Source organism: Paenibacillus sp. FJAT-26967 (assembly GCF_001541095.1).
GTDB lineage: Bacteria > Bacillota > Bacilli > Paenibacillales > NBRC-103111 > Paenibacillus_F.
Window position 1 is genome coordinate 246085 of the sequence record NZ_LMXH01000002.1, and the last position, 21280, is coordinate 267364.

The window sequence follows — 21280 nt, forward strand, 5'->3', positions numbered from 1 at the left end:
CTGTACGGCGGTTTTTTACGGACTAGTTGTTTATTAAAGGAAGAACTTAAACATCACGGTATAGATCAGATAGGATAAGACGACACTGATCGGAATCGTAATGACCCAAGTAATCAGCATCTTCGTAACGGTACCCCATTTCACTTCATGAAAACGCAGCACCGATCCTGTTCCGATAATGGAAGATGAAATAACATGAGTTGTTGAAAGCGGCATCCCCATTAAAGTCGAAGACTGGATCACGATAGAAGAGGTCAGATCCGAAGCAAATCCGTTAATCGGCTCGATTTTGGTCAAGTTTCTGCTGACGGTTTTGATAATTTTATAACCGCCGATAGAGGTTCCAAGTCCCATTGCGGTAGCCGCGGCGATCTTAACCCATAAAGGAACGTCCGTGCCTGTATGTACATCTGCTGCTACCAGACCGAACACGATAATTCCCATTGCTTTCTGGGCATCGTTGCCTCCGTGAGAGAAAGACAGGAGTGCAGCCGATATGATCTGGAAAAATTTAAAGACTCGGTTTAGCTTGGAACGCGATTTATTGCCTGTCCAGATGACAATATACTTGATTAGAAGCATGATCAGGAACCCGGCAATAAAGGCTGCAATGGGCGACAAAATCAGAATAAGGACGATTTTGCCGATTCCTCCCCACTTCAAAGCTTCGATACCAGCACCCGCCATAACAGCTCCAATCAATGAACCGATCAGCGTATGGGAGGAAGAGGAAGGGATTGCGTAATACCAGGTAAGCAGATTCCAGAATATCGCAGACAATAAGGCCGCTATAACCATATACTCCCCGTGAGGAAGGTTGTTCGGCTCAGCAATTCCGCTGCCGATGGTTTTGGCTACGCCGGTTGAAAGCACTGCACCGACAAAGTTAAGGATAGCCGCCATAATGATAGCTGTCCTCGGGCTTAGTGCACGGGTAGAAATGGACGTTGCCACCGCATTGGCCGTGTCGTGAAAGCCGTTAATAAAGTCGAACGCAAGTGCAAGAAATACAATTGCAATCAATGTAATGATTACTGAAGTAGTCATGAAAAAAATCCTCCTAAGCGTTTACGAGGGCCGGGCTTACGAGTAGCGTAGCACGACGCTTTCCAAAATGTTGGCGACGTCTTCACAAGCATCGGTGGTTTCTTCAAGACGTTCATAAAGTTCTTTCAGCTTGAAATCTTCATAAGGATCGCTCTTTTTCAAGAAAATTTCCCGGATTCCTTCACGCATTAGACGGTCCGCTTCATTCTCAAGCGAATTTATTTCAAGCGTATGCTGCGGGATCTGCATGTACTTTTTCTTGGAAAGCAATTTAAAGGCATCGAGCATATGCTGGCAGCTGGATACAATGACCGCGGAGAATTCCTGCATAACTTTATCGGTTTGTCCGATATTGAGGTAATCAAAACGTGCGGCAGTCGCTTCGATTCCATCGAGAACATCATCGAGCTTGGATGCAAGCTCCATAATATCTTCACGATCGATCGGAGTGATGAACACTTTATTCAGTTCTTTAAAGATTTCATGGGTGATTTGATCACCTTTGCTTTCAATTTCTTTGATCGTCTGAAAAAAGTCTGCCGGAATCTTGTCTCCCATCATCGCGTTTCTGAACATCTGGGATGCATGGAGTGTATTTTCTGCCGCTCGGATGAGCAGGTTTAAAAAATCGACCTCTCCTTTTCTACTGCTAAAAAGCGATGCCATTACGGTTCCTCCTATAAATTCAAATGTAAAGATTCCGTGAAGTTAAGTATAATGTGTGTAGAAAATTGTAGCTTAAACTCACAAACTTAAAAATATCATAATATTTCCCCAGAAATCAATGACTGAGTAGTCGAATTTTCGAACCTGAGGCCCTGCTTGATTTTAGATAGGCGAAGTTGTACATTGAAATCATATGAATAACTGCCGATTTCGGCAGTTTAAACGGAAATGAGGATACTTTGTGAAAAAAACAATAATTATTAACGGCACTTTCGTTACCGGAAGAACCGAAGAGAATGTGTTGGAAGGCTGTATGGTAATCGAAGGAAATAGCCTTACATATATAGGAAAGGAAATTCCAGAACCTCTCGAGAATTATGACGAAATTATCCGGGGCGACCGTAAATTATACATGCCGGGCTTGGTAAACACTCACGGTCATGCAGCGATGACGCTGCTGCGCGGATATGGAGACGACCTCGCCCTCCAGGTGTGGCTGGAAGAGAAGATGTGGCCGATGGAAGAGAAATTCGGACCTGCCGGGGTGCGCAGCGGAACACTTCTCGCCATCCTTGAAATGATAAAAGGCGGCACAACGACATTTGTCGACATGTATGATCATATGAATGAAGTCGCACAGGCGGTATCCGATTCCGGGATGAGAGCCCGCCTTACCCGTGGAGTCATCGGCCTGTGTCCCGAAGATGTTCAGGAGTTCAAGCTGAAGGAAGCGATCGCATTCGCCAAAGACTGGAACGGAGCAGCGGATGGCAGAATTACAACCATGATGGCACCACACGCACCTTACACATGTCCGCCGGACTATATCGAGCGTTTCGTACAGGCTGCCCACGATCTGGACCTGCCTATTCATACGCACATGTCCGAAACGAAGAGAGAAGTAGAGGCCAATGTGGAGCAGTACGGGCTCAGACCCGTGCAGCATTTGGAGAAGCTCGGTGTCTTTACGCGCCCTACGCTGGTTGCGCACGGCGTTCACCTGACGGATGAAGAAATCGCAATCCTGGCCAAATACAATGTCGGGGTGTCCCATAACCCGGGCAGTAATTTGAAGCTGGCGAGCGGTGTAGCAAGAGTTCCGGATATGCTTCGGGCCGGGATTCAGGTATCGCTGGGTACAGACGGTGCCGCAAGCAATAACAACTTGGATATGTTTGAAGAAATGCGTCTGGCGGCCCTTATTCATAAAGGGGTCTCCGGTGATCCCCTGGCCGTTCCGGCTGCCGAGGCTTTCCGCATGGGAACTTCAATGGGAGCGCGCTCGATCTGGCTTGACGATATCGGAACACTCGAAGCCGGGATGAAAGCTGATTTTATCGCACTGGATCTGGATCAGCCGCATTTGCTCCCTCGTACAGACTATGTTTCCCATATTGTATACTCCGCATCCGCTCATGATGTTGTAGACGTATATGTGGACGGACAATGCATTGTCCGCGGCCGGGAATGTTTGACACTGGATGAGGAGAAGATCAAGCGCGAGTTTGAAGACACCTTCACCCAACTGACGAAAGGCTGACCCTGATGCAGAATGGAAAGGAAGGGATGAAGTGCTGAGGAAAGGGATATGGATCGGCTTGTTTGTTCTTCTGACGACAGGCTTTCTGGTGAACCGGTTTTATGTCAGTGTCCAGACAGATTATTGGCAGTCGAACACCAAAGCCGTACAGACCGCACTGGCCAGTACGAGTCTGGGTCAAGCGGAGAGAGTAGAGGCTTTTCACGGTTCACGTTCTTACCAGATTATTTATGGAAAAGACAAACAAGGCAGCAGCATGGTCGTATGGGTTCCTATCAAGGAAGACAAGTCGGAGCCGGCCGCACAAGAGATTCATGTGGAAATGACCGATGGAGCCGTGACGGAAGAGGCGATTAGAAGCGCCCTGCTCCAAAAGAACCCGAAGCTTGATATTATGCGTGTTAACGCAGGAGAATATAAAAGCGAATACGTATGGGAAGTTTTCTATAAAGACGAAAATGACCGGCATTACTATGATTATTACAATTTCAGAACCGGCAGTTATATTGACACTTTCAAGCTCAGCCTCCAATAGGTTGAGCTTTTGTCAATTCGTTAATTTGTCAACAATTCCAGCTCTTTTTTTGCTCATTGAATCGGGGATATGATATACTTATCGTATAGCATTTGCTAAATACTAGTGATATAGAAAGGGGGGGCGTAAGCTTGCGCAAAATACGTCTCTTGCCCATCCTGTTAAGTGTCGTTGTCTCTGCCTTCTTTCTTTTTGGCGGCTGGTTCGCTTATCAGACTTATGCGATTGGCAAGCCGTTAGGTAACGTTGTCAAAGAAACACCGGGGGTGGAAAAATCCCAGGTCACATATAATGATCAAGAAGTCACGATCCGTTTATCACTCAAACCAGACGTAAGTTTAAGAGAAGTCTACAATCACATTACAAAAGAAGGCGAAACAACGATCGGAAGCCGTGAGGTCAAACTTTCGGTAAACACTGCGGAATCACCGGAACTTGAGAAATGGTGGGCCAACGCACTATTCGATGTGGCACAAGCAATGGAAACCCGTCATTATGCCGAGATACCGGCAGCGCTTGAGAAACAAGCCAACGGAAAAGGTTTGCAGGTTAAAACCGAAATGGATGACAAGAACGTCTATGTTCATCTGAAAAAAGACGATCATGATAAATATATAATTCTTCCGAGAAATCCCGAAAAAGTTGGGGTGTTTAAATGATTAAATATATCAAAGAAATTTTGATTGGCGCGGTACCTGTCTTCTTTATCTTTCTGGCCTTTATTGGAATTAATGTCGTTCCGCTCTTATTCGCAGCCGCTCTCGTTACTGCAGTATTCTTCATGATGAAAAGCAAAGGCGGATCCGGCATCGGAATCGGTGCAGGCTCGGGTACCCGAAACCGAAGCCGCCAGCCAGCCTATTTGAGCTTCGATCAGATTGGCGGTCAGGAACGCGCGAAGAAAGAACTGGTGGAAGCGCTGGATTTTCTCGTGAAGCAGGAAGAAACGAAGAAACTAGGCATCCGTCCTTTGAAGGGGATTCTGCTTACCGGGCCTCCGGGAACAGGTAAAACACTTATGGCTAAAGCCGCTGCCCATCATACAAATTCGATTTTTATCGCAGCTTCGGGCAGTGAGTTTGTTGAAATGTACGTCGGAGTCGGTGCTTCCCGCATCCGAACGCTTTTTCAGGAAGCGCGGACCAAAGCCCAGAAGGAAAACAAACAGAATGCGGTTATTTTCATTGATGAAATTGATGTAATCGGCGGCAAGCGCGATGGCGGACAGCAGCGCGAGTATGACCAGACCTTGAATCAGCTGTTGACCGAAATGGATGGACTTCATACAAATACGACACCGCGCATTCTGATAATGGCAGCAACGAACCGGAAGGAAATGCTGGATTCGGCACTTCTGCGCCCGGGCCGGTTTGACCGCCATATCGATGTAGAACTGCCTGATAAGAAAGGCCGCTTGTCGATTCTGAAGATTCATGCCGACAACAAGCCGATGGACGAAGGTGTTGATCTGGTTAAAATTGCAGAGCAAACATTCGGATTCTCGGGTGCGCAGCTCGAAAGCGTCCTCAATGAAGCAGCTATCTATGCGCTTCGCGGTCAGCAGGACAAAGTACTGCAGAAGGATCTGCTTGCCGCTATTGACAAGGTTATGATGGGAGAGCAGACGGACCGGGAGTCGACGCAGGAAGAGAAAATCAGAGTGGCTTACCATGAATTGGGCCATGCTATTATTGCCGAACTGGTACGGCCGGAATCGGTTGCTCAAGTATCTTTACGTCCGCGGGGTAAGGCGCTCGGATACGTTCGCCATAATCCTCCGCAGGATCAATATTTGTACTCCCGCGAGGCGATTGAAGATCAGATTATGATCGCGCTGGCTGGAGCAGCGGCCGAAGAAATCATTTACGGCGGACGCAGCACGGGGTCCAGCAATGATTTTGAGAAATCGATTGATATGGTTCGCACGATGATAACTTCAGGACTGACATCACTGGGTATCGTTGACCTTAAGATGATTCCGCAGCAGGTACTGATGGATGAGAATAACAAGATTCTCGATGGTCTCATGGAACGTACAAAGGAACAATTGATCAAACACCGGATTGTTTTCGAACAATCATTGGATATTCTTCTGAAGGAAGAAGTGATCTCGGGCCAGCAATTCCGGGAACTCCTCGAAGGAAGCAAAAGACATCTAGAGCCCGTGCTTGCCTGATAAATGTAATGGTCTCCCGCATAACCTGCTGTCGCTAGTCTTAAGCGATGGCAGGTTTTTCATTTCATATGATTTAATCCCGAAGATGTTCTGTAAGGGGTTTCATTTAAAAGTTTAAAGGATAAACGATACTAAAGAGAGCAGATAAAATAATGTCTAAAAAAAGAGAAAATTGTCGAATTTGTTCTTGCCTAACTACAGCTTTCACGAGTATAATATAAAACTTGCCAGCCGCATTTTATAAGCAGATTATGTCCATATGTAGAAATGCATTTGAACGTTTTGTGTATACTACTGTAATGACCTTATAAACAATGTAAGATGAACGTAGAAAGAGAATATGTAAGACACCCCTAGAATAACTGGAGAAGAGGAGATTAGGGATGCATTATAAAAAAATTGGCGTAATTGGCGGCGGAACGATGGGCCAGGGGATAGCGGAAATGCTGGCTGGAAAAGGCTTGGAAGTCGTTCTTATTGAACATACCATAGAAAAAATGGAAAACTCCTGGGCGATGATTGAGCTGAGCCTGGACAAGCAAATGGAAAAATGGGCGATTACAGCTTCGGAGAAGAAACTGATTCTTTCCCGTATACATAAAACGATTGACCTCAAAGAGTCGGCATCATGCGACATGGTCATCGAAACGATTTCGGAAGATCTGGAACTTAAGAAAAGATTATTCCGCAAACTTGACGAAATTTGTCCGAAAGAGTTGATTCTGGCTTCTAATACGTCAACCCTCAGTTTAACTGAGCTGGGATCTGCGACTAAGAATCCGGAACGGGTGATTGGACTTCATTTCATCCATCCGGTAGCAAAGATAGATTTGGCGGAAATTATCCGGGGCCTCAAAACATCGGAAGACACGTATAAGCTGACACGTAATTTTGTTGAAGACGTTATTCAGAAAACATCTATCAAAGTGTACGAGTCCCCCGGATTCGTTACTTCCCGGCTCATATGTTTGTTAATTAACGAAGCGGTTCATACTTTGGCAGAGAGGGTTGCATCAGCTGAAGATATTGATCTTGCTATGCGAAAAGGTTATGAATTCCATTACGGACCGCTGGAAATGGCGGACCGCTTCGGATTGGATTCGGTATTGGCCGCACTGGACCGCATGTTCAGGGAATTCGGCGATCTCAAATACCGCCCTTCGTTCCTATTGAAGCAGATGGTTCATGCCGGACATCTTGGAGTGAAAACAGGGGAAGGCTTTTTCCGCTATGATAAGGACGGTGACCGAATGTGAATGTACTCGTAATCAATGCAGGAAGTTCTTCTGTTAAATATCAGTTGTACAATATGAATGATGAATCGGTCCTGGCTAAAGGCCGTGTAGAACGAATTGGCCTGGATTCCGCCATACTGACCCACGAACCGGAAGGTAAAAGCGAAGTCCGGGAAGTGAGCGAAATTCTGGAGCACACGACTGCGATTAAAAAAGTGCTCGATATGCTTGTTCATAAAGAATTCGGAGTTCTTCACTCGATTAAAGAAATTGATGCTGTAGGACACCGTGTCGTACACGGGGGCGAATTCTTTTCGACCTCTGTACTTGTTACGGAAGAAGTGAAGAAGAAAATTAAACATTTGTTTGATTTAGCGCCGCTTCATAATCCGGCTCACATGCTCGGCATTAATGCCGTAGAGGCTAATATGGGCGATGTGCCGCAAGTTGTTGTGTTCGATACGGCCTTCCATCAGTCTATGCCTCCTGAAGCGTATATGTATGCCATCCCGAAGATCTGGTACAGCAAGCACAAAGTGCGCCGTTATGGGTTTCACGGGACTTCTCATCAGTATGTGAGCGAGAGGGCTTCGAGGTTCTTGAATAAGCCGCTCGACAACTTGAAGATCGTGTCGGCTCACGTCGGCAACGGTGCAAGCTGTGCGGCGATTCTCAACGGCAAATCGATTGATACGAGCATGGGACTCACTCCGCTGGAAGGCATGATGATGGGGACTAGAAGCGGGGACCTTGATCCGGCAGTGGTTACTTTTGCCATGGGAAAAGAAGATTTGACGCTTAATGAAGTCAACTCTATGCTGAACAAGCACAGCGGACTGCAGGCCATTTCGGGTCTTAGCAGCGATATGCGTGAAATCACGGAAGCGATGCAAGAAGGGGATAAGAACGCAAAACTTGCGTTCGATATGTACGCCTATCGGGTTCGCAAATATATCGGTGCCTATGCCGCTGCTTTGAACGGGATTAATATACTTGTCTTTACTGCCGGTGTCGGTGAAAACTCGGTCGTCTTGCGTAAGGCTGTATGTGAAGGGCTGACCTACCTTGGAGTTGAGCTCGATGACCACCGCAATGAAACAGGCCGCGGCATCGAAAAACGGATATCATCGGACTCCTCAGCCGTGGACGTGCTTGTTATCCCGACGAATGAGGAATGGATGATCGCCCGTGATACGTATGAACTGGTGATGATGTAGAAGGAATTCTTTTCGGGTCCCAAATATAGTACAATAGGAATGGAACCAAACGGCCATTGAGCCGTTTTTCCATGTCAGCCTTAGGAGGTAGACGACAGATGAGTGATATCAAAACAACAAGTACCATCCATGAAGTGAAGAATCACGTGGGACAATCCGTGACGATCGGCTGCTGGCTGAATAACAAGCGCAAAAGCGGCAAAATACAGTTCCTGCAGCTGCGGGACGGTACGGGTTTCATACAGGCGGTTGTAGTAAAGAGCGAAGTGCCTGAAGAAGTATGGGAAGCGGCTACGAAGCTGACCCAGGAAAGCTCCATGTATATAACAGGTTCTGTTCGTGAGGAGCCCCGCAGCAAGAGCGGATTCGAGCTTACCGTCGAGCATGTTGAAATCATTCAGATTACACAGGATTATCCGATCACACCCAAAGAGCATGGTGTGGATTTCTTGATGGATCACCGGCATCTCTGGCTTCGTGCACCGCGTCAGCGTGCAGTTCTGGTGATTCGTGCCGAGATTATCCGTGCGATCCAGCAATTTTTCGATGACCGCGGATTCCAGCTTGTGGATCCGCCAATTCTGACGCCATCCTCTTGTGAAGGCACTACGAATTTATTCCATACGAAATATTTCGATGAAGACGCATATCTGACTCAAAGCGGTCAACTGTATATGGAAGCGGCGGCTATGGCTCTGGGCAAAGTGTACTCTTTCGGTCCGACCTTCCGTGCAGAGAAGTCCAAGACACGCCGTCACTTGATTGAATTCTGGATGATTGAGCCGGAAATGGCTTTTGTGGATCACGAGGAAAGCCTGCGTGTTCAGGAACAATTCATTTCTCATGTGGTCCAAACGGTTCTTAGCAAATGCCGCGCCGAGCTGGAGACACTGGGCAGGGATATATCGAAACTCGAGCAGATCCAAGCTCCATTCCCGCGTATTACTTACGATGAAGCGGTTGAATTCCTGCAAGCAGCAGGACATGAATTCCCGTGGGGTGAAGACTTCGGTGCTCCGCACGAGACCGCGATTGCGGAGAAGTATGACAAACCCGTCTTTATTACGCATTATCCAACCGGGATAAAAGCTTTCTATATGAAGCCCGACCCTAATCGTCCGGAAGTGGTATTATGCGCAGACATGATCGCTCCGGAAGGCTACGGCGAGATTATCGGCGGCAGCCAGCGGATTGATGATCCGCAGCTGATGGAAGAGCGCTTCAAAGAGCATGAACTTTCCTCGGAAGCGTACCAGTGGTACATGGATTTACGCAAATACGGTACGGTTCCTCACTCCGGATTCGGACTAGGCCTGGAGCGTACCGTTGCCTGGATCTGCGGGCTGGAGCATGTACGTGAAACGATTCCTTTCCCGCGTCTGCTCTACAGACTGTATCCATAACCATAGCGCATTGTTAGGCCTGCTAAGAGAAGTATAGGCTTAGTCAGTATCTTTGCAGAGTATAGAATTTGACTGCCCAGCATGAATAGAGGTGGATGGATTTTTGAAACCGAATGATACCGAACGCAATCGGATGCAGCGGGCTATTCTTGCCGGAATGACCTCAGGTACGGTAGCGGTTCCCCATCTGCTCCTGAAATATTATCGCCGCCTGAAGCTGAGTGAGATTGAAGGAATGCTGCTGATTCATCTGATTGCCTTCCAAGGCAATGACAAGAAGGACTTTCCTACGCACGATGAAATTCTGGCACGCATGTCAGCTCCGGAGGATCAGGTTATCCAGGCGATTCAGAAGCTGGTTAACGATGGAGTACTCGGAATCGATGAGCATATCGACTCCCACACCGGTATTCAATCGGAGCGCTACAACCTCGGACAAATGTTCGAGAAGATAGCCGCTTTCTATGCCGAGGACCTGATTCAGGAAGCGGCTGAGCGAGCCGAGCTTCAAAGACTTGAATCTGATAAGAACGGTGAAAAAAATGTGTATATGATTTTTGAAGCCGAATTCGCCCGTCCGCTGACACCGATGGAATTGGAGACAATTACCAGTTGGCTCGATCGGGACGAGTACAAGGAAGAACTTGTCCTTGCCGCGCTCAAAGAAGCGGTGTTTGCCGGAAAAGTCCATTTCCGCTACATTGACCGCATCCTGCTGGAATGGAGCCGTAACCGGATTTTTACCGTCGAGCAGGCCAAAGAATTTACGCAGAAATTCAGAGGCTCGAGATAGAAAAGTTCCAGACGGCAACTGCCGAGTTGTGTCGCCAGTACCTATACCTATACAAAACAGACTGCCCTCCTATAATAAAAAGGGCAGTCTGTTTTGTATATCAGCAGCGAAGCTGCCATTATTTCGTGAGGAGATGCCAGCGGTAAACATACTCGAACAGAAACTCAAATGCTTCGAGGTGGCGTTTGGCCTCGAATACGTTGGCGCCCCAGGCGTAGATGCCGTGATTACGGAGGACGATACCGGGAATACGCGCAGCGATTGCACCCGGCACGAGCTCGGCGATCCGGGGGATGTCGGCATAATTGGGAAGCACGGGGATTTCAATACGGGCATTTTCTTCCCAGATATTCAATGCTTTAATTAGTTCTACACCTTGTACCGGTATAGAGCCTTTGTCGCCGTACAGCTCCGAGACGAGGTTGTTAAACATCGTATGTACGTGCAGGATTGCTCCGGCGCCTGTATGCTTGTAAATCTCACAGTGAATAAGGGTTTCGGCCGAAGGTTTCAGCTTAGTCGCTTCGACAGCGGTTCCTTTCTCATTCACGAGCAAGAAATCCTCTGGAGAGCGGACCGACTTATCTTTGCCGCTTGCGGTCACGGCAAAAGTAAATTGTTCCGGAGTAAACTCGCCTACACGGACGGACAGATTACCGCTGGTACCCGGGAACCAGCCTCGGGCGGCAAGGTTCGCTTTAATATCGCTAAGCTCTGTGTATGCCTGTTGTTTTTGCTCCAATGTAAGTTCAGTACTCATGCCTGGGTCGTCGCCTCCAAGTCGCGTATAATATCGTGAAAGGTTTCAAAAGGATGATAAGGCCTGTCGAGCTCTTGGCACAAATCAATAAGCTGGGCGCGTGCATAAACTGTTTCCACAAGTTTGGCTCCTTGGAAATCGGTGATACTATCTCCGATTAGGATACGCTCGTACTGGTCTTCCGGGTAGGAGCGGATAATGGTTGTCTTGCACATCCCGCAATCGGCCACACACACATCGTCACATACGTGGGGCCATAAGATCTCGATAGTCTCACCGTCAAAAGAGCTTGCGTTGCAGAAAATATCGTCTTGCGGAATATCAAACGGCTGGAGCAGCGGATAAACGAAGAAATCAATCCCTCCGCTCGTAACCAGGAGTTTGATGTTTTTTTGTTTGCAATAGGTTACAAATTCATCAAATCCGTCACGGATAGCCGCGTTAGAAATGGCAAAATGGACGACTTCTTCTTTAAGGGAAGAAGGGAGCAGGTGGAACATCTCGCCCACAGCTTGCCGGACGGATATCGCTCTTTCTTGCAAGAGACGATTAACGATCTCCTCCCAGCCGGGAGGATTGAAATGTTTCATAATGGCGACGATATTGTCGTTCTTGGTAATCGTGCCGTCGAAATCGCAAAAGATAATTTTTTGTTTCAAGATTTAACCCCCCAAGCTTCTATAGCTGCTTTTAATTCTGGATGGTGCTTGGCTGCCTCCTCCAGGGTCTCGTTGCGGAGCGTCGCGTCAATGGCTTGACGGAAGGCTTGTCCGCCGGCGATCGTTCCCATCGGGTGGCCGTGAATCCCTCCGCCGGCGTTCACGATAACATCGGTGCCGAAGTCTCGCAGGATTAGCGGTACAAGGCCTGGATGAATTCCCGCAGACGGTACGGGGAAGGAAGCCCTGAGAGCCGTGCTGCCGCCATGGGAGTTCTTCTTCTCAGTGCTCACCGAAGTGGAAGCCTGTAGTGTGTTAGGCGCGTGTTCTGCAGCTTCTACGGGGCTGTACAGATAATCCTTAGAGATGTCTGGGGTAAGCAGGGCATGCTTAATCGCCAGATTCTCCTCCCGCGGCATGACTACAGAACCATAAGGGGATGGGAATAGTACGAGATCGGCGCCTGCTACGCGCATTAATTTGCCAAGCAGCAGGGAAGCGGAGATGCCGTACTCGTGTGAAGGATACAGCGCCCCTGCCATGGCCGGATGTGCCATGATCGGAACCGTAATGTCCGGATCTGCGCTCAATTCACTCAGCGTATCGAAGCCGTAGGCCAGCACATTGAATAATAGAGCATTAGCTCCCGCTTCAATCGCTTTTTTAGCCTGATCGGCGAGTTTGGAGGTAGAACCCGTCAGGTTCGTCGCATAAAGCAGCTTCTGCCCTGTACGTTCACTTGCCCGGGCTGCTTCTTCCAAGCATACTTTTACACGTTTCTCGATGGGAGTAAGCGGGTTCTCGAACAGAATTTCATCGTCTTTGACTAAATCGACGCCGCCGGCCGCCTGTCCATAAAATTGTTCCCGGATCCCGTCCAGGTCTTGTCCGATGACCGATTTAAAGATACTCATCAGAAGCGGGCGGTCATAGACGCCGAGTAATTCGCGGACTCCTCGCATTCCGAACTTCGGACCGGCAAACGCGGCCAAGAATTCTGCGGAGAATGAAAGATCCGTAAGCTTAATTTTGCCGTCCATAGACAGCTTGCCGAACACGGTGACGAGCAGGGCAGGCAGGTCCCGGCTGAAGTTAAGATCCGGGTAGGCGATTTGGATATCCGCACAGCGTCCCGAATCAGGAGTCAGCTCACCGGGCACGTATACCGTTACCGATACGACATGACCCAGATGCTGCTTCATTTGAGCCTTGCGGGCTTCCGGCAGTTCTGTCCAGCTTCCAACCGTAAGTCCGACTGCAATGCCTTGTGCTTTTTTATTGAAATCCGCTTGTTCATCATAACAGCGGTATGTAGCCAAGCAATAAGATGCCATTTGGTTTCACCTGCTTATTCTTAATTTCCGGTAGCGGCAGTAATCTTGGAACCTATCTATTTGAGATGAGGGGCAATCTCGGCTCCCATTTCTCTGGCCCGCTTTGCCGCACTGGATACTGCTCCGGCAACCGCTTCTTCAAACTTGTATTTCTCCAGAGTCTGCAGGGCCGCCAACGTGGAACCGTTAGGGGATGTGATTTTACGCCGTAGCTCAGCCGGTTCTTCCCCGGTCAGCTCCATCATGCGCACTGCTCCGAGTACGGTCTGCAGGGTTAGGCGGCGAGATTCTTCCGCACTCAGCCCGCCCTTCACACCTGCTTGAATGAGCGACTCCATAAAAGAATACACGTAAGCCGGCCCGCTGCCGGAAATGCCGGTAACGATCTCAATATGATCTTCTTCGACGACGGAGACAATTCCTACCGCTTCGAACAGATTAATCGCAACAGCTTGCTGCTCCTCGGTGACAGTGGAGGAAAAGCTGATTCCCGTTGCGCCCAAACCGATCGTAGAGGAGGTGTTAGGCATGGTACGGACAATCGGAACCATTTTTTCAAGCAGCAGTTCCATTTTATGAATCGTTAAGCCTGCTATAACAGAGACGATCAGCTGCCGCTCTGTAAGAAGCGGCTTCAAATCGGCGAAGGAGGATTCAACGTCCTTGGGTTTCATGCAAAGAACAACGATATCAGCGTTACGGATGCGTTCTTGCTTCGTTCGAGCATCGCTGCTCGTTTCCACCTTGTACAGCTCTTCCAGTTCTGAAAGACGCTGCGCATTTTGACGATTTGATACGAAGATTTGCTCAGGTTTAGTAATTCCGCGCTGAATGAGTCCTCTGAAAATGGCTTCTGCCATGGAGCCGGCACCGACAAATGCGATGCGCTGGTTGAACGTGCGGTTGCTCATATGCTTCTTCTCCTATCCCGTGCGAGTTATTCGCGAATTTGGCCGTCTCCGTATATCCGATACTTAGTCGATGTGAGAGCGGGCAAGCCCATCGGTCCGCGTGCGTGAAGCTTCTGGGTGCTGATTCCGATCTCGGCGCCGAATCCGAATTCGAATCCGTCTGTAAAACGCGTAGAGGCATTGTGATAGACAGCTGCAGCGTCTACTTCGTGCAGAAACCGCTGGGCATGGCTTTCATTCTCGGTCACAATACATTCCGAATGCATGGTGCCGTGTGAACGGATGTGCGCAAGGGCATCATCCAGATGGCATACGATTTTTACGTTGAGGATGTAATCATTGTATTCGGTATCCCAAGCTTCCTCGGAAGCGATTTTGACAGCGGGGACAAGCTTGCGTGTATCCGGACAGCCATAGAGCTGAACGCCCAGCGCAGTCAGCTTATCTGCCAGCGCAGCCAGATGCATCTCTGCAAAATGACTGTGAACCAACAAGGTTTCCATCGAATTACATACGGAAGGGCGCTGGACTTTGGCATTGATCGCTATCTTCTCCGCCATGTCCGGCTTTGCGCTTTCATCAACGAAGGTATGGCATATTCCGGCGCCTGTCTCAATTACGGGAACGGAGGCATTCTGGACAACTGTCTGAATGAGGGAAGAACCTCCGCGCGGGATCAGTACATCCAGAAGTCCGTTAAGCTTCAGCATTTCATCCACGGAGGAACGGTCCGGATTTGAAATGAGCTGAACAGCCATAGGAGGCAGATCGGTACCGGCCAGTGCAGCTTGAAGTACTTCGACGATCCGCTCATTGGAACTTAAAGCGGAGGAACCGCCTCGCAGCACGACGGCGTTGCCGGTTTTGAGGCAAAGTCCGGCCGCATCCACCGTTACGTTAGGGCGGGCTTCGTAGATAATCCCGATCACGCCGAGCGGAACGCGTATCTTCTCGACACGCAGTCCGTTAGGGCGGACGAACGACTCAAGCGTATCTCCGATGGGATCCGTAAGCTCTGCAATCTGCCGCAGTCCTTCCGCCATGCCCGCGATGCGCTCTGAATTAAGAGCAAGACGATCGAGCAGGGAGGAGGAGGTGCCGGATTCCTGCCCGCGCCTCAAGTCCTCGGCGTTCGCTTCTATAATGGATTCCTGCTCGGCAAATAATGCTTCTGCCATGCGCAGCAGGGCTGTATTCTTCTGTCCGGTTGTTAAGCTTGCGAGTTTGGCCGACGCTTCTTTGGCCAAAAGGGCTTTTTCTCTAACTTCACTCATGGATGTTCACTCCTTATCGAATGTTGGTCTTGTCATACAGGGTATCCGGCTAAAGAGCGCCGGAAGCCGGATAGCTCTGGAGAGTGATCCACTCGTCCCGGTGGATCACCTCAATGCGGGCAACTTCCACACGGCGCTGGACTTCCTCCGTGCTCAGTCCCATAACCGCCTGCAGCTGCCAGGCGGCATAGTTGACAATACCGCGGCCGATACCAGTGCCTTGCGAGCAATAAACTTCGATTACATCACCGGGATGAAAGTCCCCTTCCACAGCAGTCACGCCTGCCGGCAGCAGGCTTTTGCCGCCTTCGAGAAGGGCCGACTGGGCCCCTTTGTCCACGATTACCTTGCCCTGCGGGACGGAGTGGAATCCGACCCACTGTTTCTTGATAGACAGGGTATGCATAGAAGCGGCGAAGTAGGTGCCCCTCCCGCTCTCCGAAGCAGCCAGGCGGATATCTCCAGCCTCCGTGGCCCGGCCTACGAAAACAGGGATCCCACCCCTCATGGCGATGCGGGCTGCTTCGATTTTGGAGCGCATTCCGCCGGTGCCGACCGAACTTCCGGCGCCTCCGGCGATGCGGTACAGCTCATCGCTGATCTCATCGACCCGGTCGATCCTTCTCGCATCCTTGTTCTTGCGCGGATCGTCCGTGTAGAGCCCATCCATATCGGTAATGATGATGAGCTGGCCCGCCTTAAGAAGATTAGCCACAAGCGCTGAAAGCGTATCGTTATCACCGAATTTTAATTCATCGACAGAGACGGTGTCGTTTTCATTGATGATGGGGATAACCTTGCGCCGGAGTAACTCCTCCATCGTTGCGGTAGCGTTGCCTACGCGTCTTCGGCTTGTAAAATCATAACGCGTCAGCAGGATTTGAGCCGCTCCGATTCCGTGACCGCTGAGAGCTTCCTGGTAAGCCTGCATGAGCAGAGCCTGCCCGACCGACGCGGCGGCCTGCTTCTCGTGAAGCAGCTTAGGACGTGTTTTGTAGCCCAGGGAAGAGAAACCGGCGGCAACAGCACCGGACGTTACGAGCACTACCTCGTATCCCTGCTGCTGCAGAGCGGATAATTCGGCGGCGAAGTAGGCGATCTTCTCCTTGTTCAAGCCGCCGGCTTCCGAGGTGAGGGAGCTGCTGCCTATTTTTACAACAATGCGCTGCATGAATGTCACTTCCTTAAGAAACAGTGCCCGTATAGGGAGATTGAATGAAATTAGGAAGGAGGGAGGTATGCAAAAAAAGGCCTCCGTCCTCGTAAGGACGAAAGCCTGGGCTTCCGCGGTACCACCTTAATTGATGTGCATAGGAAATAACCCCATCCGGGCAGGCGTCAGATCCTTGAATTCCTCTCTGCAGCAAAAGCCGGCGTACCGGCGGGGCCGCTATAGAAGAGAATTGACAGGCAGGCCGCTGGCGGATGCACATCCATCTCGTTCCCTTGATAACAGAAGGGGGCTGTTCAGCTCATCGCTGACCGTTCCGGGGCGGGTTCGGGAAGGCTGCTGCAAAAGCTCTTTCAGCCGGGGAGCTTTTCTCTGGGGCATAGCGGACATTCCTTACTGTTCCCATCATTACGTTCCATATCTTCTTATTAGAATAGCATGCTGGCTTTAGTTTTGTAAAGCGCAGAGGCCCCGTGTCAAGGAGCCTCAGAAATCTCTCATTATTCGAATAAATGCAAGGTTCCGATCCGCTGTACAGCCTCCACAAGGCGATCTTCAGGGGTGAGGAGTCCGAGCCTGACGTAGCCTTCTCCGTGTTTGCCGAAACCGATGCCCGGTGCTACGACGACCTTGGCCTCCCGGAGCAGAAGATCGGAAAATTCGGCGGAGCTGTATTTCTTGGGCACCGGCAGCCAGGCGAAAAAAGAGGCTTGGGATGGAGCAGCTTCCCAGCCGATCTGATCCAGTGCTCCGAACAGGGCATTGCGGCGGCTCTCATACATCGAGCAGAGCTCGTGTACGCAATCCTGAGGACCGGTAAGCGCGGCGGCGGCAGCCGCTTGGATTCCTCCGAACAGGGAGACATACATATGATCCTGCATGAGATTGATGATGCGGATCACTTCCGGGTTGCCGAGGGCAAAACCTACGCGCCAGCCTGCCATATTGTAGGTCTTGGAGAGCGTATAGAATTCTACGCCGACTTCTTTGGCTCCAGGCCGCTGAAGGAAACTGACGGGCTTGCTGCCATCAAAACCGATGGCCCCGTAAGCGAAGTCGCTTGCGACGACAATGCCATTCTTAGCGGCGAATTCGATCGTATCGTCATAGAATGAGGCGGGTGCTGCCGCGGCCGTAGGGTTGTTCGGGTAGTTGATGAACATAAGCTTCGCCCTCCGGACGTCTTCCTCTGACAGGGAGCCGTAATCCGGGAGGAAGGCGTGGTCTTCACGCAGCGGCATGAAGGCCATCTCTGCTCCCGCGAGCGCTACTCCTGACCAGTAGTCGGGGTAGCCAGGATCCGGCACGAGGCAAACATCGCCTGGATTCAGTAAGCACTGGCTGATTTCGACGAGGCCGGTCTTACCGCCGAAGAGAATGGCGACTTCCGTCTCGGGATCGAGATGGACGCCGTAATCTTCCCGGTAGCGGGCAGCGATGGCTTCTTTGAGGAAGGAATAGCCGCTGAAGGGCGGATATTTGTGATACAAAGGATTCTCCGCCGATTCCTGAAGCGATTTTACGATATGGGGCGGTGTGGGGCGATCGGGATTGCCTTGACCGAGATTGATCACATCATAGCCGAGCGATATTTGTTCATTCGCTTTACGAACCAGGCCCGCAAAAAATTGTGCGGGCAGGCCGGACATCCGCTCCGCTGGTTGAATTTGAAAGCCGGTGTTAGTAGATCCGGCATGTGCGATGGGGCTGCTCGCAGCCTCGTCCGCAGATTGTTTGTTGTGGTTCATGTTTCATAGCCTCCATCATGCTGTTTCCGTCAGTGTTTCCCAAGAATATCCCTACTTTATCATGATTCCAATTGGTTGTATACCACTCGGAATGGACAGATATAAGAGCAGAAAAGTGGTTAAGAGGTCCTGACGAAAGCGCGTATTTAGAAGGTTGCTGCCATCTGTGTCTGTGTGCCCTCGTCCAATAAATTTTTTCCGTTATCGCGGCCTGAGTTGCCTGCCAGCAAGGTACCCGAGCTTTTAGCTCCCTTGATACGTATGGCCGTCTCGTTACATCCTACCAGAATATTGCCCGAGAGGACGTTTTCGCGTGAATTGGCTTCACCTCTTGATTCGATGCAAATCCCGTCAAGCGTGCAGTTTCGGATCGAATTGCTTGAAGAAATCGTGCGTAGAGCATTCTGCAGCACCACTGCGCTGCCCGTTGATTGCCGTACATAATTTCCGGTGATTGTATTGTCTGCCGGGAAGAGCTTGCCGCTTTCTTCTTCTCCCTCAAGCGCGATTCCGATTCCATTCACATGCTCAATACTGTTCTGTGTAAGGTGATTATGAAGAACATTGCGTGTAAGTCTAATAGCGGTGCAGCCGGTTTTGGAAGCATTCTCATTTGTAATGTGGTTGGCTGTAATGCGATTGTGCGAGCCCGGTTTCTTGGCATCATCGGATTGGATCACGAAAGCGCTGCCGTCAAAGTACGAGACCCGGTTTCCCTCTATTAAAGACGCTGAGCAGCCTTCTCCCAGCCAAGCCGCGGCTATAGATACACTTCTGAATGTATTGTTGCGGATCAGATGACCTTCGCCTCCTGCACAATAGACGGCTGTGCCGTAGTGGGGTTTACCGGGCATATTGCCCAGAATAATATCAAATTCGTTATTTTCAATTATACAGCGGGTACAAGATCGCAGTAGAATCGGACTATAAACGGTATGAAAGCGGCAGTTGTAGATGCGGACACTGCTGGCCTGAAGCAGCGAAACTGCACTGTCTTCATTGAAGGCTTTGGACCCGGCAGAACCGCCTTGGATCGAGAGATGGCCGATTTTAATACTGGTGGCGGGAGGCAGCGCGTTAAATACGCAGCCCGTGGCCCCGATTAAATGCGTGAGCGTGGTGCCCGCCCCGATCAAATGTACTCCGCTTTGGAGTTGGACAGGTTTGGTGAGCAAATATGTACCAGCCGGAATAAAAACAAAGCCGCCCGTTCTGGCAGCTGCGGTGACGGCCTGCTGTATGCCGGTCCAGTCTTGATCTCCATAGCCACCTTGTCCGAGTGCGCCATATTCTTTTACATCGTGAATAATGGTATCTGCCCCGCGGGCCTTAACGGCTGCCGGAAGCGACCCGGCTACGAGAACGGCACCGGCTGCGCCTAATGAAGCAAGCAGTTTTCTGCGGCTCCAGGTAGGAGGCGGTTGAGAAGTTGAAGTCATCTTTTGATCTCCTCTCGGATATGAATCGATAGAATAAGATACTTAATTCGCCTTATTCCATGTTTTTCCTTCCGGATGGAAATTGTAAACTAATCATTGATCTTAAGAGGATGATGCTCTATCATAAAGGCAAACTATCACCGCAATCGGAAAGGGTGAGCTGAGTGGAAACCTTACATACGAATGAACAGAAGATTAAACTGGCTCTGCTGCAGATGGATATAGCAATTGGAGAACCGGCCACAAATGTACGGAAAGTAGAAGAGATGCTTAGTCAAGCCATCCAGGCCGAGAAGAAACCGGATGTTATCGTTCTGCCGGAAATGTGGAACACCGGGTATGCGCTTGATCGTATCCATGAACTTGCTGATCCGGAAGGGAAGCAGACGGCGGAGTTATTAAGTGGGTTTGCCCGTAAACATGGGGTGCAGATTGTGGGCGGATCGATAGCGGAGAGAATCGGCGATAAGGTTAAAAACACCATTTACGGTTATGACCGGAATGGGGTTAATCATCTGACCTATTCTAAAATTCATCTGTTTCGCTTAATGGACGAGCATCTGGCCTTAACGGCAGGGGAAAGCAGGGGAATGTTCGAAATCGACGGTATTCCGGCCGGCGCCATCATTTGTTATGATATACGGTTTCCGGAATTGACACGCCGCCTTGCCTTAGACGGGGCGCAAATGCTATTCGTACCGGCGGAATGGCCGCATCCGCGCTTACATCACTGGCGTACTCTGCTCATGGCGCGTGCCATTGAGAACCAGATGATTGTAGTTGCCTGCAACCGTGTCGGAGAAAGTAAAGGCACTTCATTCTTTGGTCATTCCATGGTAATTGATCCTTGGGGGAATGTACTTGCCGAAGGCGGGGAAAAAGAAGAAATTCTTTATGCGGAAGTCGATCTCGGAGAAGTAGCGCAGGTACGGCGTACGATTCCTGTTTTTGAAGACCGCAGGCCCAAGTTATATGATCAATAAACGATGATACGAAAATAACTCAAAAGCCACAGTCCTTCTTTTAGTAAAGAAGAGCTGTGGCTTTTGAGTTATTATCAAAGCTGATGAACTATCTATTTATCCGTGAATTGTTAAACCGACGACCTGCGTCCCGTTATCAAAGTAATGACGAACAGGATTAGGAATAGGAAGAAGAGAACTTTCGCAATTCCTGCAGCCGCACTTACAATTCCGAAGAACCCGAAGATTCCGGCAACAATGGCAATAAGCAGAAATATCATAGCCCATTTTAACATAAGTATTCCTCCTTCCGTTATAAATGTATTCAAGTTCTATTTATTATCGAGTCTTTCATGCTCTGCCGCTATGAAAGTGTGCTCGTTATCGTGTTAGAAGAGCTTAATAAAACT

At 49.7% G+C, this 21280-nt stretch carries 20 protein-coding genes; 9 read left to right on the plus strand and 11 right to left on the minus strand.

Annotated elements, in window-relative coordinates; genetic code table 11:
* Positions 1–33: 33 nt before the first annotated feature.
* Together AR333_RS11130 and AR333_RS11135 are read right to left on the minus strand one after the other, a co-directional pair.
* Positions 34–1047 (minus strand): inorganic phosphate transporter, encoded by a 1014-nt coding sequence (locus AR333_RS11130; protein ID WP_068775440.1) that lies wholly within the window; start codon positions 1045–1047, stop codon positions 34–36.
* Positions 1048–1083: 36 nt separating this feature from the next.
* Positions 1084–1713 (minus strand): DUF47 domain-containing protein, encoded by a 630-nt coding sequence (locus AR333_RS11135; RefSeq protein WP_068775441.1) that lies wholly within the window; start codon positions 1711–1713, stop codon positions 1084–1086.
* 241 nt (positions 1714–1954) lie between these two features.
* On the opposite strand from AR333_RS11135, the gene AR333_RS11140 reads away from it, so the two are divergent.
* The 8 genes from AR333_RS11140 (at position 1955) to AR333_RS11175 (ending at position 10612) form a co-directional block, all read left to right on the plus strand.
* Complete coding sequence (locus AR333_RS11140; RefSeq protein ID WP_068775442.1) at positions 1955–3253, plus strand: amidohydrolase; 1299 nt, start codon at positions 1955–1957, stop codon at positions 3251–3253.
* Between the two features lie 31 nt (positions 3254–3284).
* Entirely contained in the window at positions 3285–3788 is a 504-nt protein-coding gene (locus AR333_RS11145; RefSeq protein ID WP_068775443.1) for a DUF5590 domain-containing protein, read from the plus strand.
* Between the two features lie 131 nt (positions 3789–3919).
* Positions 3920–4447: a hypothetical protein gene (locus AR333_RS11150; protein WP_068775444.1), complete on the plus strand. Its 528-nt coding sequence runs from the start codon at positions 3920–3922 to the stop codon at positions 4445–4447.
* On the plus strand, positions 4444–5964 hold the full coding sequence (locus AR333_RS11155; protein WP_068775445.1) for an AAA family ATPase: 1521 nt from the start codon (positions 4444–4446) through the stop codon (positions 5962–5964). Before AR333_RS11150 ends, AR333_RS11155 begins: the two co-directional genes overlap by 4 nt.
* Positions 5965–6347: 383 nt before the next feature.
* Positions 6348–7220: a 3-hydroxyacyl-CoA dehydrogenase family protein gene (locus AR333_RS11160; protein ID WP_068775446.1), complete on the plus strand. Its 873-nt coding sequence runs from the start codon at positions 6348–6350 to the stop codon at positions 7218–7220.
* Positions 7217–8416 (plus strand): acetate/propionate family kinase, encoded by a 1200-nt coding sequence (locus AR333_RS11165; protein WP_068775447.1) that lies wholly within the window; start codon positions 7217–7219, stop codon positions 8414–8416. Before AR333_RS11160 ends, AR333_RS11165 begins: the two co-directional genes overlap by 4 nt.
* Positions 8417–8514: 98 nt before the next feature.
* Positions 8515–9819 carry an asparagine--tRNA ligase gene (gene asnS / locus AR333_RS11170; protein ID WP_172798840.1) on the plus strand — a complete coding sequence of 435 codons (1305 nt, stop codon included), beginning with the start codon at positions 8515–8517 and terminating at the stop codon, positions 9817–9819.
* Positions 9820–9922: 103 nt separating this feature from the next.
* Positions 9923–10612 (plus strand): DnaD domain-containing protein, encoded by a 690-nt coding sequence (locus AR333_RS11175; protein ID WP_068775448.1) that lies wholly within the window; start codon positions 9923–9925, stop codon positions 10610–10612.
* Positions 10613–10730: 118 nt separating this feature from the next.
* On the opposite strand, the gene AR333_RS11180 is transcribed toward AR333_RS11175, so the two are convergent.
* From AR333_RS11180 to AR333_RS11215, 8 genes are all read right to left on the minus strand, one after another.
* The gene (locus AR333_RS11180; RefSeq protein WP_068775449.1) at positions 10731–11372 is read right to left on the minus strand and encodes a methylthioribulose 1-phosphate dehydratase; all 642 of its coding nucleotides are present in this window, start codon (positions 11370–11372) and stop codon (positions 10731–10733) included.
* Positions 11369–12034 (minus strand): 2-hydroxy-3-keto-5-methylthiopentenyl-1-phosphate phosphatase, encoded by a 666-nt coding sequence (locus tag AR333_RS11185; RefSeq protein WP_068775450.1) that lies wholly within the window; start codon positions 12032–12034, stop codon positions 11369–11371. The genes AR333_RS11180 and AR333_RS11185 overlap by 4 nt, the downstream gene beginning before the upstream one ends.
* Positions 12028–13365, minus strand: a complete 1338-nt coding sequence (locus AR333_RS11190) for a 2,3-diketo-5-methylthiopentyl-1-phosphate enolase (protein ID WP_068775451.1) — start codon at positions 13363–13365, stop codon at positions 12028–12030. Before AR333_RS11190 ends, AR333_RS11185 begins: the two co-directional genes overlap by 7 nt.
* A gap of 56 nt (positions 13366–13421) precedes the next feature.
* Positions 13422–14276 carry a pyrroline-5-carboxylate reductase gene (gene proC / locus AR333_RS11195; protein ID WP_068775452.1) on the minus strand — a complete coding sequence of 285 codons (855 nt, stop codon included), beginning with the start codon at positions 14274–14276 and terminating at the stop codon, positions 13422–13424.
* A 26-nt stretch (positions 14277–14302) separates the two neighbouring features.
* Positions 14303–15550, minus strand: a complete 1248-nt coding sequence (locus AR333_RS11200) for a glutamate-5-semialdehyde dehydrogenase (RefSeq protein ID WP_068775453.1) — start codon at positions 15548–15550, stop codon at positions 14303–14305.
* A gap of 49 nt (positions 15551–15599) precedes the next feature.
* Positions 15600–16721: a glutamate 5-kinase gene (proB, locus tag AR333_RS11205; protein ID WP_068775454.1), complete on the minus strand. Its 1122-nt coding sequence runs from the start codon at positions 16719–16721 to the stop codon at positions 15600–15602.
* Between the two features lie 500 nt (positions 16722–17221).
* A complete protein-coding gene (locus tag AR333_RS11210) occupies positions 17222–18469 on the minus strand; it encodes a pyridoxal phosphate-dependent aminotransferase (RefSeq protein WP_068775455.1) in 1248 nt (415 codons plus the stop codon).
* Between the two features lie 146 nt (positions 18470–18615).
* Complete coding sequence (locus AR333_RS11215) at positions 18616–19908, minus strand: nitrous oxide reductase family maturation protein NosD (RefSeq protein ID WP_068775456.1); 1293 nt, start codon at positions 19906–19908, stop codon at positions 18616–18618.
* Between the two features lie 164 nt (positions 19909–20072).
* Here AR333_RS11215 and AR333_RS11220 point away from each other — a divergent pair, with 164 nt between their 5' ends.
* Positions 20073–20891 (plus strand): carbon-nitrogen family hydrolase, encoded by an 819-nt coding sequence (locus AR333_RS11220; protein WP_301336119.1) that lies wholly within the window; start codon positions 20073–20075, stop codon positions 20889–20891.
* 110 nt (positions 20892–21001) lie between these two features.
* Here AR333_RS11220 and AR333_RS24270 read toward each other — a convergent pair whose 3' ends face one another.
* Positions 21002–21166, minus strand: coding sequence for a DUF1328 domain-containing protein (locus AR333_RS24270; protein ID WP_084783607.1), 165 nt, complete (start codon positions 21164–21166; stop codon positions 21002–21004).
* Positions 21167–21280: the final 114 nt, after the last annotated feature.